The organism is Pseudomonas sp. PA-4-8C, assembly GCF_021606625.1.
GTDB classification, from domain to species: domain Bacteria; phylum Pseudomonadota; class Gammaproteobacteria; order Pseudomonadales; family Pseudomonadaceae; genus Aquipseudomonas; species Aquipseudomonas lactis.
The window spans coordinates 1-11,806 of record NZ_WKCD01000171.1; the positions used below are offsets into that span (position 1 = coordinate 1).

General features: G+C 57.8%; 10 protein-coding genes and 2 pseudogenes. 5 read left to right on the forward strand and 7 right to left on the reverse strand.

The window, feature by feature from the left end:
- Positions 1-216: 216 nt before the first annotated feature.
- A pseudogene (locus tag GIW04_RS20875) lies at positions 217-589 on the forward strand (IS3 family transposase); the annotation flags it as partial.
- A gap of 50 nt (positions 590-639) precedes the next feature.
- Here GIW04_RS20875 and GIW04_RS20880 read toward each other — a convergent pair.
- From GIW04_RS20880 to GIW04_RS20910, 7 genes are all read right to left on the reverse strand, one after another.
- Positions 640-1,542, reverse strand: coding sequence for a helix-turn-helix domain-containing protein (locus GIW04_RS20880; protein WP_057006100.1), 903 nt, complete (start codon positions 1,540-1,542; stop codon positions 640-642).
- 270 nt (positions 1,543-1,812) lie between these two features.
- The gene (locus tag GIW04_RS20885; RefSeq protein WP_057006099.1) at positions 1,813-2,742 is read right to left on the reverse strand and encodes an electron transfer flavoprotein subunit alpha/FixB family protein; all 930 of its coding nucleotides are present in this window, start codon (positions 2,740-2,742) and stop codon (positions 1,813-1,815) included.
- Entirely contained in the window at positions 2,743-3,492 is a 750-nt protein-coding gene (locus GIW04_RS20890) for an electron transfer flavoprotein subunit beta/FixA family protein (protein ID WP_057006098.1), read from the reverse strand.
- Between the two features lie 61 nt (positions 3,493-3,553).
- Positions 3,554-4,792, reverse strand: coding sequence for a CaiB/BaiF CoA transferase family protein (locus GIW04_RS20895; protein ID WP_057006097.1), 1,239 nt, complete (start codon positions 4,790-4,792; stop codon positions 3,554-3,556).
- Positions 4,793-4,817: 25 nt separating this feature from the next.
- A complete protein-coding gene (locus GIW04_RS20900; protein WP_057006096.1) occupies positions 4,818-6,020 on the reverse strand; it encodes a 3-oxoadipyl-CoA thiolase in 1,203 nt (400 codons plus the stop codon).
- A gap of 23 nt (positions 6,021-6,043) precedes the next feature.
- Positions 6,044-7,573 carry a 3-hydroxyacyl-CoA dehydrogenase gene (locus GIW04_RS20905; RefSeq protein ID WP_057006095.1) on the reverse strand — a complete coding sequence of 510 codons (1,530 nt, stop codon included), beginning with the start codon at positions 7,571-7,573 and terminating at the stop codon, positions 6,044-6,046.
- 3 nt (positions 7,574-7,576) lie between these two features.
- Positions 7,577-8,362, reverse strand: coding sequence for an enoyl-CoA hydratase (locus tag GIW04_RS20910; protein ID WP_057006094.1), 786 nt, complete (start codon positions 8,360-8,362; stop codon positions 7,577-7,579).
- 237 nt (positions 8,363-8,599) lie between these two features.
- On the opposite strand from GIW04_RS20910, the gene GIW04_RS20915 reads away from it, so the two are divergent.
- The 4 genes and pseudogenes from GIW04_RS20915 to GIW04_RS20930 all read left to right on the forward strand — a co-directional run bounded on the left by GIW04_RS20915 (position 8,600) and on the right by GIW04_RS20930 (position 11,712).
- The gene (locus GIW04_RS20915; RefSeq protein ID WP_057006093.1) at positions 8,600-9,466 is read left to right on the forward strand and encodes an IclR family transcriptional regulator; all 867 of its coding nucleotides are present in this window, start codon (positions 8,600-8,602) and stop codon (positions 9,464-9,466) included.
- A 59-nt stretch (positions 9,467-9,525) separates the two neighbouring features.
- Entirely contained in the window at positions 9,526-10,680 is a 1,155-nt protein-coding gene (locus GIW04_RS20920) for an acyl-CoA dehydrogenase family protein (protein WP_057006092.1), read from the forward strand.
- Positions 10,681-10,743: 63 nt separating this feature from the next.
- Positions 10,744-11,064 carry a hypothetical protein gene (locus tag GIW04_RS20925; RefSeq protein ID WP_236301381.1) on the forward strand — a complete coding sequence of 107 codons (321 nt, stop codon included), beginning with the start codon at positions 10,744-10,746 and terminating at the stop codon, positions 11,062-11,064.
- Positions 11,006-11,712 (forward strand): annotated as a pseudogene (locus GIW04_RS20930) (MFS transporter). Before GIW04_RS20925 ends, GIW04_RS20930 begins: the two are co-directional and overlap by 59 nt.
- The last annotated feature ends 94 nt before the right edge of the window (positions 11,713-11,806 follow it).

The following is an 11,806-nucleotide window of genomic DNA, read 5'->3' on the forward strand; positions in this document are numbered from 1 at the left end:
CGCGGCCGCGCCAAACCCTGGGCTGGAAATTCCCCATAGAGGTGCTGACCGAGCACCTGCAGCTCCTGGCGACCAATAACTTGAATACGGTCAACTGACTGTTGCACTTGGAACTTGAGTCCGCCCTCCCTCTCATCGTTGACTGTGGTTAGCCTCTTCAGTCTGGCACTCAGATGCCGAGGTGAGGGGGACCGCAAGGACAATAAACACATCTAGGAACTTGAGCGTGAACTGCGCCGTAAAGACAAGGCGCTGGCTGAAACCGCCGCGTTGTTGGTGCTACGAAAAAAGCTCAACGATTACTGGGGGATCGACAACGAGGACAACTGACCACCTTGCCGGAACGGCAGTTACTGGTGACCTGGTTGAGTGAGGCCCGGATGGCCGGAGCCCAGTAAATCAAGGCCTGCCAGGAAGTCGGCCTCTCGCTCAGAACCTTGCAGCGCTGGACTGAAACCGAGGCTGTTCAGGCTGACCCCGAACGACGACGGTACGGCCCAGGCCGCGCAGTGCGTTCAACGAGGTCGAACGGCAAGCGATCCTAAGCGTGTGCAATAGCCCGGTGTACGCCCATTTGCCGCCGAGCCAGTCTTGCCGAGGCTGGCTGTAGAACTTCCTCAAATGCCCCATCGCTGGGGGTTATTTTTTACATCCATGCATTGCAGTTGAACGACGATATTCAGTGGGCGTGATGTTGAAAAAGCTTCGAAAGAGGCGCGTCATGTGGCTCTGGTCAGAGAATCCGCTACTGGCAGCGATAACCTTCAACGGCATACCCTGGCGCGCAAGTAGCCGCTTTGCATGCTCAATCCGTTGCCGCATCACATAGGCATGCGGCGAACAGTTGAACTCGTTTCGAAATTTTCGGATGAGAGTGAATACGGTGAGGTGTGTCAGCCCGGCCAGATCCTCAAGTGAAATGTTCTGCTCGATGTTCTCTTTCACATATTGTACAAGGAGCCTGCACTGTGCCGACGAGAGCCTCCCATAGGAGCGATGCTCACGAAAAATGATGTTCGCGTAGCGACGCAATATATGAATACACAATTGGTTTTTCAGCGACTCCACGTAGAGTTTCCCGCCAAGCCCGTCCTCTTTCAATTCGTGTTCAAGCATCGCCACCAAGGTTGGTAGAACCGGATCTTTGGTGCTGACCAAATCGTACATTTCGATATCCTTGATGTCGCGCTCGAACACCTCACCTGCGACACGCGCGACGGCGGCTTGAGTTAGGTACAGATGGGAAACATCGATCGGTTTGTTCCAGCGCCATTTCGATTGCTCGCCACGGGTGAGAATCGACATGGCGCCGGGCTCGACTGTTTCGGAATGCCATCGCCCGCTGCTACGCCGACTCATCTCGGCTACGCCGCGTTTATAGATGACGATCATGAAATCACGCATCTCTGGTATCGCAACGTCCAAATCGGAGTAGCGATACCCCTTAAGCGCAATGCCTTCCCAAGATAAGGGAGCACTGTCCAAGGTGAGATCACCCGGAATCCACTGTAGTATTTGTTCTGGTGAGATCAATTCTTTCATATTAATGTCTGCTCCTTATGCCTCCAAGTGAGCTGGAGCCAATGCTCTCTCGCATTATTTTTCCACTCCATCAGAGACTTTCTTGTATTTTTGGTTTTTCAGACGTTTGTAAGGCTCAAGAAATTGTCTTTTTCTGTATGTCAATTCTATGTTTCAAATGCTTTAGCCCTGACACACGCATGCTGCTTGAGTATGCACAAATAGCGCATGCGACCTGGGGGCTACTAAACCAGCCCCCAAGTCGCACTTAATGGCCAGGGTTGACCTGTATCAGATGGTCAAAACCAGCTCTGGAACCGCTTCGAACAAATCGGCCACCAGGCCGTAATCAGCCACTTGGAAGATCGGCGCTTCTTCGTCCTTGTTGATCGCAACGATCACTTTGGAGTCTTTCATGCCGGCCAAGTGCTGGATCGCGCCGGAGATACCGACCGCGATGTACAGCTGTGGAGCAACGATCTTGCCGGTCTGACCGACCTGCATGTCGTTGGGAACAAAACCTGCGTCGACCGCAGCGCGGGAAGCGCCAACAGCCGCGCCCAGCTTGTCGGCCAGGGCGTACAAGTGTTTGAAGTTGTCGCCGTTCTGCATGCCGCGACCGCCGGAAACGACGATTTTGGCAGCGGTCAGTTCCGGACGATCGGATTTGGCCAGTTCTTCGCCAACGAAGCTGGAAGTGCCAGCGTCGTGAGCAGCCGCAATGGCTTCAACCGATGCCGAACCCCCTTCAGCAGCCACTGGGTCGAAACCGGTGGCACGCACGGTGATCACTTTGACCGCAGCGTTCGACTGAACGGTAGCAATGGCGTTACCGGCGTAGATCGGGCGCTTGAAGGTGTCAGCGCTTTCGACCGAGATGATCTCGGAGATCTGGTCAACGTCCAGCTGAGCGGCAACGCGCGGCAGGATGTTTTTACCGTTGGAGGTAGCGGCAGCCAGGATGTGACTGTAGCCAGCGCCCAGCTCGGCGACCAAAGGAGCCACGTTTTCCGGCAGTTGGTGAGCGTAGGCGGCGTTGTCGGCCACCAGCACTTTAGCTACGCCAGCGATTTTCGCAGCGGCTTCAGCCGCGGCGCCAGCGCCCTGACCTGCAACCAGTACGTGGATGTCGCCGCCGATTTTGACGGCAGCAGCCACAATGTTCAGCGTGGCCGGGGCCACTACTTTGTTGTCGTGTTCAGCAATAACCAAGATAGTCATTTAGATCACCTTCGCTTCGTTTTTCAGTTTCTCGACCAGTTCAGCCACCGACTTGACCTTGATGCCTGCGCTGCGTGCAGCCGGCGCTTCGACTTTGACGGTCTTGTTGGTGGAGGCGGTGGAAACGCCCAAAGCGTCCGGAGTCAGCACTTCGAGAGGCTTCTTCTTGGCTTTCATGATGTTTGGCAGGGACGCGTAGCGCGGCTCGTTCAAACGCAGGTCAGTGGTGACGATGGCGGGCAGTTTCAGGGAAACCGTCTGCGCGCCGCCGTCGACTTCACGGGTCACGGCAACGCTGTCGCCGCTGATTTCGACGTTCGAAGCAAACGTGCCCTGACCGTAACCGCTCAGAGCCGCGAGCATCTGGCCGGTCTGGTTGTTGTCGCTGTCGATGGCTTGTTTGCCGAGGATCACCAGTTGCGGCTGTGCCTTGTCGACCACCGCTTTCAACAGTTTGGCCACAGCCAGGGAAGTCAGGTCTTCGGCGGATTCGACGAGGATGGCGCGATCAGCACCCAGAGCCAAGGCGGTACGCAGTTGCTCCTGAGCGGTGGTCGGACCAATGGAAACAACGACGATCTCGGTCGCAACGCCTTTTTCTTTCAGGCGGACGGCTTCTTCCACAGCGATTTCGCAGAAGGGGTTCATCGACATTTTGACGTTAGCGAGATCGACGCCGGAGTTGTCCGCTTTGACGCGAACCTTGACGTTGTAGTCGACCACTCGTTTGACAGCGACGAGGACTTTCATGGCAGTCTCCATTTAGAAAAATTGCCCCGACAGCACCTGATCGTGCTCGGGGTGCTTATGTTCAGCGGTCGCCAAGCTGCTCGATCACACCTTGAGCCTTCAATTCGGCCAGGCGTACATCACCGAGCCCCAATTGGCGCTTGAGAACTTCATACGTGTGCTCACCCAGCATCGGCGCGGGACGCAGGTATTCCACCGGCGTGCCCGACAACTTAATGGGGCTGCCGACCGTGACAAAGTCCGGATTCAGTGGGTGAGGAATGTTTACCAGCATGTCGCGTGCTTTCACCTGAGGCTCGTCAAGTGCCTGGGCGATGCTGTTTATCGCACCGACTGGCACGCCTTGCGGGTGAATTCGTTGCACCCACTCATCAGCACAATCGCCGAGGAAATGTTGCGACAGAATCCTGATGATCTCCTCACGATTGGTCACCCGGTCAGCGTTGCGGGCAAAACGCGGGTCTCGGGGCAACTCAGAGATACCGATGGCGTCGCACAGGGAGATGAACTGGCTGTCATTTCCGCAGGCAATGATGAAATCACGATCACTGGCACGGAACACCTGATAAGGAACGATGTTGGCGTGAGCATTGCCATAGCGCCCCGGTGGCTTCCCTGAGGCCAGGTAGTTCTGGCTTTGGTTGCACAGGGTGGCGACCTGCACGTCAAGCAGAGCCATGTCGACGTGCTGACCCAAGCCGGTTTTTTCGCGACTGAGCAATGCAGCCTGAATGGCGACGGTGGAGTAAAGCCCTGTCATCAGGTCGGAGAATGCCACTCCAACTTTCTGCGGACCGCCCCCCGGCAGATCATCACGTTCGCCAGTGATGCTCATCAGCCCGCCGATACCCTGGATGATGAAGTCGTAGCCTGGCTCAGCAGCGCGCGGGCCGGTCTGGCCGAAGCCGGTTACGGAGCAGTAGACCAGACGCGGGTTGATTTTGGATAAGCTTGAATAGTCCAGCCCGTATTTGGCCAGTGAGCCAGCCTTGTAATTTTCGATCAGTACGTCACAGTTGGCGGCCAAAGCACGCACCATTTCCTGACCTTCGGGCGTGGCCAGGTTGAGTGCTACCGACAACTTGCCGCGGTTGGTGGACTGGTAATAAGAGGCTTCCTGCGTGGGCTCTTCGTTCTCACCACTCATCCACGGCGGACCCCAGCCACGGGTATCATCGCCCATACCAGGCCGTTCGATCTTGATCACTTCGGCCCCTAGGTCAGCCAACGTCTGGCCACACCAGGGACCGGCCAGCACACGGCTCAGATCGAGCACGCGGTATCCAGTCAAAGCACCCATTTCATTTCACCTTTGTTTGCCGCGCTCATACGCGCTCGATAACCATCGCCAGCCCTTGGCCAACACCGATGCACAGACTGACGACTGCATAGCGCTTGCCGCTCACTTGCAACGCGCGGGCGGTACTGAGTGCCAGCCTCGCGCCAGACGCGCCCAATGGATGGCCGACCGCAATGGCGCCGCCATTGGGGTTCACGCGAGGATCGTCGAAAGCAAGGCCGAGCCCCTTGAGACAGCCCAGAACCTGGCTCGCGAACGCTTCGTTGATCTCGATAATGTCCATATCCGCCAGACTCAGCCCGGCGCGGTCCAAGGCCTTGTGGATCGCCTCTACCGGGCCGACGCCCATGATGCGAGGCTCAACGCCCACAGCGGCGGCAGATAGAATGCGGACCATCGGCACCAGACCATGGCGTTCCCCGGCAGCCCTGGAGCCAATCAGCAGCGCAGCGGCCCCGTCGTTGAGGCCCGATGCGTTGCCAGCAGTGACCACGCCGCCCTCGGACAGGGGTTTGAGCCGCGCCAAGGCCGCCAGATCAGATTGCGGGCGGGGGTGTTCGTCCTGCTCTACGACAGTGGGCGGTGTCTTGCGACCGGTGGGTACGCTCACCGCAAGCAATTCGTCCGCGAAGAAACCGGACAATCGCGCGGCTTCGTATCGGGCCTGGGACCCTGCGGCAAAAAGGTCCGCTTGAGCGCGGTCGATGCCATAATCGCGGGCCACGTTGTCACCGGTCTGCGGCATGCTGTCATTGCCAAACTCGGTGACGATTTTCGGATTGGGGAAGCGTGCGCCGATAGTGCTGTCAAATACCGTCAACTCGCGGCTGTAGGCTGCCTCCGCCTTGGCCATGACAAATGGCGCGCGGGACATGCTTTCCACGCCGCCAGCGATGAACAGATCACCTTCCCCGCAGGTGACCGCACGTGCCGCGTCGATCACCGCCGCCAGGCCACTGGCGCAAAGGCGATTGACCGTCTGCCCCGGTACCGTCACCGGCAGTCCGGCAAGCAGCGCAGCATGGCGAGCGATGTTACGGCTGTCCTCCCCCGCCTGGTTGGTGTTGCCAAGAATCACGTCCTCGATGGCATCACCGGGAATGGCATGACGGGCGAGCAGTTCGCGGATAACGTGAGCAGCGAGATCGTCCGGACGTACCGGTGCAAGTGCCCCACCGTGGCGGCCGAAGGGGGTGCGCAGCCCTGCGAAGATATAGGCGTCGAGCATGGAAAATTCCTGAATGTCAGAGGTCAGTTGAGCGTCGGTTCAATATGGCGCAGCGATAGGCCCAGAGCCGCTCGGCGACGCAGCCAGGGGCCCGGGCGATAACGAGGATCCCCTGTCAGATCGGTCATACGTTCGAGAATGGTCAGCAAGCGTTTTGCTCCGAGACTATCGCCCCAGGCCAGCGGACCCTGCGGATAACCCAGGCCACGGCGGACGCCCTCATCCAGGTCGTCGACACTGGCGATGCGTTGTTGGACGATGTCGCCAGCCAGGTTGACGATCATTGCCAGCACGCGTTGGGCGACGAAACCAACGCTGTCATTGATCACGCTGACGCCGACGCCATCGCGGGCCAGCAAAGCATGAGCTGCATTGCGCATATCGACTCGCGTGGCCGGTGTCGGCATCAGCGTGCGGTAGCGACAAGGGTCGAGCAGCGGGTCGATACACACGGTGCGTGCCGGGTCGGTGGCGAACAGGCCAGCGGCAGCGGTGGCATCCAGGCCGTAGGTCGCGAGCAGACAAAGCGCCTCGCTGCTCGGTGTGACACCCTGCTCGACCTGCGCGCCCAACGCTTCCAGCAGCGCATTCAAGGTGGCACGATCCTCCTCGTTCTCGGTACCGAGCCATACCGGTGGCATAGCCTCGACAACCGGCACTCGCTGCGCCGACGGCGGATCGATCATTTGCCCGTTGGTGTACCGGTAGAACCCGCGTCCCACTTTACGGCCGACATACCTGGCGTCTAGCATCTGCCGAGTCAGCGCCGACGGGCGATAACGCGGCTCCTGGTAAAACTGGTTATAGATCGACTCGATCACCGGGTGAGAAACGTCCAGAGCCGTAAGGTCGAATAACTCCAGTGGCCCCATGCGAAAACCCAAGCCCTCGCGCAGGATGCGGTCGATTTCCGCAGGCTCGGCAATGCCTTCCTTGAGAATTTGCAGGGCTTCGGTGCTATAGGCGCGACCCGCGTGGTTGATGATGAAACCGGGCGTATCCTTAGCCCGAATACCTCGGTGGCCCATGCGCGCCGCCAACGCGTGCAGGCAGTCACCGACCAGCGGATCGCTGGCTAAGCCGTCGATCACCTCCACCACTTTCATCAGCGGTACAGGGTTGAAGAAGTGAAATCCCGCAACACGTTCGGGGTGCCGACATCCGCGCGCGATACGGGTAACGGACAACGACGAGGTATTGGTTGCCAGAATGCAATCGTCGGCGACCACCGCCTCCAACTCGGCTAGCAATGCCTGCTTGGCATCGAGACGCTCGATGATTGCTTCAACCACAAGGTCAACGTTCTTTAACTCCGCCAGAGTCGTCGCCACCTCAAGATGCTCAAGCGTACGTTGCGCGTCGCCACTGGCGATCTTGCCCTTGCTCACTAGCGTGTTCAGCGTCTGCTTCAAGTTATCCAGGGCTGCCTGGGCCGCGCCTTCGCGATTATCGAACAGCATTACCCGGATACCCGCCTGGGCGGCAATCTGGGCAATGCCGGTGCCCATCACCCCAGCACCTACGATGGCCATATGGCTAATTACGCGTGTCATGGTTCATTCCCCTGCAAAGCTGGCTTTACGCTTTTCCAGAAAGGCGCGAGCACCCTCTTTCTGGTCTTTCGAGTCGAATAGCAACTGGAACGCCTTGCGCTCCAGGACCAGTGCGCTGTCCAGTGGCAGGTCGGCGCCGGCCAGCATGACCTCCTTGATCTGCGCCACCGCCAGTGGCGGCAAGGCGGCTATTTCAGCCGCCAGCTCAAGTGCGCGCGGTAGCGTGTGCTCGTCGCTCACCACCTCGCTGACCATCCCCATGGCGAGTGCTTGTTGCGCCGGGACCAAGCAGCCAGTCAACGCGATGCGCATCGCCTGGAACTTGCCGACCGCGCGGATGAGGCGCTGAGTCCCACCGGCTCCGGGCATCAGGCCCAACTTGACCTCCGGTTGACCGAAGCGCGCCGACTCCCCTGCAACGATGATGTCGCAATGCATCGCCAGCTCACACCCGCCACCCAGGGCAAAGCCATTCACTGCTGCGATCACCGGTTTCGGACAACGACCGATGGCCTCCCAAAGGTATTCGGTATGTCGACGGTACATCTCGATGGGACTGGCGTCGGCGAACTCGCGGATGTCGGCACCCGCTACGAAGCACTGCTCGCCACCGGTCAGGACGATAGCGCGCACCCGAGCATCGTCGGCAAGTGCACGAAAGTGCTCGGCCAATTGCTCGCGGACCGCGCTATTGAGTGCGTTCTTCGCATCGGGACGCGAGATCCGCACAACTGCGACAGCATCATCGCGGATTTCCAGAGTCACGACTGACGCGTGCTGGGAGCTCATACTTTCCCCTTATTTTGTGTTTCGCTGTGCGAAACTAAACACCGAAATAGTGAAATATCATAGATGCGGTCTCAAAGCTCTGTAAATAAGCAATATATAAATATAATTAAAACGTTATATATCAATCATTTAAGTTATTTTTAAATGTGGTTTTGATTTTATTGGAATAACGAATATAATTTCGCCACACGAAACTGTATTTTATGTTCTTGCATTTCTCAGAATCGAGGCCCTAACATGCGACGCAACAAGACCGACCCTTCCGCAGCGGACAAGATGAGTGGAGCAGATGAGATTGGCTTGCTGAGAATGGGCATGCTCGACCCAGCAAGCGGGATGAGCGAAGAAGAAAGCAGTGGCCAGTTCGTGACAGCACTGGCTCGTGGACTTGAGCTGATGAGGTGTTTCACACCGCGCGAGAACGTACTCGGCAATCAGGACCTGGCCAGAATGACCGGGCTGCCCAAGCCGACCGTGACGCGCCTGACCAATACGCTGATGCGTCTTGGATGCCTCAAGCGCGAAGTGCACTCGGGCAAATACCAACTGGATGTCGGTGTACTCGGGTTCGGCTACGCAATGCTATCGAACCTTTCAATTCGTACGGTGGCCCATCCATTGATGGAGGAATTGGCAAACCACGCTCAGGCCGCCGTCGCCATGGCCGCCCGCGATCGTCTTCAAATGGTCTACCTGGATGTGGTTCAGGGTCAGGGCAACATGACCATGCGGCGACAAACAGGCAGCTACTTGCCGCTGGCACAGAGTTCGGTGGGTCGAGCGTGCCTTGCTGCGATGCCGGAAACCGAGCGAGAGTTTCTGCTCGACCACATTCGCCAACGCGAATCGGAGCAATGGCCAGCCATCCGCAAGGGGCTGGACACAGCGTTCAGGGATTTTGCCGATTACGGGTTCTGCCTGTCGATCGGTGAGTGGCACCGCGACGTCAGCTCCGTTGCAGTGCCGTTGCTGCACCCGCAGTACGGGTTGCTGACCTTCAACTGTGGTGGACCTAGCTTCCAGCTGCCGCGCGAAAAGCTTGAAGACGATATCGGACCTCGTCTGATCAATATGGTTAACAACATTGGCGCCGCTGCTCGCTGAAACGACGGAGTGACGGCGCCCTACTAAACCGGCTCGCTTGCGAGCCTCAAGGAGCGCACATGATCCGTGACACAGAAACCCTACAGATTTTGCTGGACTCCCTTCGCCAGTTCGTCAACGAAGCGCTGATCCCACGGGAAAACGAGGTTGCCGAGACCGACAACATCCCGGACGACATCGTTGTCCAGCTGCAAGAAATGGGGTTGTTCGGGCTGACTATCCCGGAAGAGTTCGGCGGCATGGGTGTGACCATGGAAGAAGAGGTAAATATCGCCTTCGAACTGGGGCGCACCTCTCCAGCCTTTCGTTCCTACATTGGCACCAATAACGGTATCGGCTCCATCGGCATTCTGCTCGACGGCAGCCAAGAGCAGAAACTCAAGTACCTGCCAGGCCTTGCCTCGGGTGAGCTACTCAGCGCCTTCTGCCTGACCGAGCCGGACTCGGGTTCCGATGCCGCCTCGCTGAAAACCAGTGCCGTGCGCGATGGCGATCACTACATCATCAACGGCACCAAGCGCTTCATCACCAACGCCCCCCACGCCGATATTTTCACCGTAATGGCGCGCACCAACCCGGACATCAAGGGTTCCGGCGGCATCAGTGCATTCATCGTAGAGCGCGACACGGCCGGTATCTCCTTGGGTAAACGCGATAACAAGATGGGACAGAAAGGCGCTCACACCAGTGACGTCATCTTCGAAAATGTCCGCGTTCCAGCCAGCCAGTTGATCGGTGGTGTTGAAGGCGTGGGTTTCAAAACCGCCATGAAAGTACTGGATAAAGGTCGCCTGCATATTGCCGCCCTGAGCGTCGCCGCAGCCGAGCGCATGCTGGCGGACTCGCTGCAATATGCAATTGAGCGCAAGCAATTCGGCAAGCCGATCGCCGAGTTCCAACTGATCCAGGCGATGCTCGCCGACAGTAAGACGGAAATCTACGCAGCACGCTGCATGGTCCTAGATGCGGCAAAAAAACGCGACCAGGGCCTGAACATCGGTACCGAAGCCTCCTGTTCGAAGATGTTCGCCACTGAGATGTGCGGCCGGGTCGCCGACCGCTGCGTACAGATCCATGGTGGCGCTGGCTATGTCAGCGAATACGCCATCGAACGCTTCTATCGGGACGTTCGCCTGTTCCGCATTTATGAAGGCACCACCCAGATCCAGCAGTTGGTGATCGCCCGAAACATGATCCGCGACGCTCAAAGCTGAGGCCTCAGGCCTTCAAACGCTGGTTCAAGCCCCCTGTTCCCATAAATTTAATAAGGTGACGTGATGGACGCGGCTGCTAAGGTCAGTGCAAATACACTGGTCAAAACCAACACTTGGGTGTTGGTATTTGTCTTCTGCTTTCTTGGATTGTTAATCGACGGCGCCGATCTGATGCTGCTTTCCTACAGCCTCAGCAGTCTGAAGGCTGAATTTGGGTTGAGCAACGTCGAAGCCGGTAGCCTGGGTAGTTTCACCTTGGCCGGCATGGCCATCGGTGGCATTTACGGTGGCTGGGCTTGCGATCGTTTTCGGCCGGGTAAAAACCGTGGTCTGGAGCATCGTACTTTTTTCCGCCGACACGGCTGTGCTAGGCCTGACGCATAACTATTGGCAGTTCGCGATCACCCGATTGGTGGCATCGCTGGGGATTGGCGCACTGTACGTGGCTTGTAACACGCTGATGGCCGAATACGAACCCACTCGCTACCGCACAACGGTACTGGGCACCCTGCAAGCGGGCTGGTCAGTGGGCTATATCGTCGCGATGCTGCTGGCCGGCTGGATCTTGCCGAGCCATGGCTGGCGCTGGCTTTTCTACATTGCCATTATCCCGGTGATCCTGGCCGTGGTAATGCAACGTTTCGTGCCGGAGCCGCAAGCCTGGATCAACGCTCAAGCCGAGCGCGCCAAAAAAAAATCAAGGGCATCCAAAAGCCATCCTCCGAAAAACGCGAGAGCATGTACAAGCTGATCTTCGGTGATCCGCAGGCTCGCCGGATGTTTATCTCCTGGGCCCTGACTACCGGCTTTCTGCAGTTCGGCTACTACGGTGTGAACAACTGGATGCCGACGTATCTGGAAAGCGAACTGGGCATGAACCTCAAATCCATGACCGGCTACATGGTCGGCACCTACACCGCCATGATCCTCGGCCAGATTCTCGCCGGTCTGGCGGCTGACCGTATCGGTCGTCGTACCGTGTTCGCCTTTGGTGCCTTTGGTGCCTTTGGTGCCTTTGAACCGAAGGTCTGAAGTAGTCCCGTTTTCCGAGCTGATTTTCTCAATGATTTTTAAAAAACAGCGTCTCAATCGAAAATCAGGTCATTTTTCACCTTCAAATACAGGG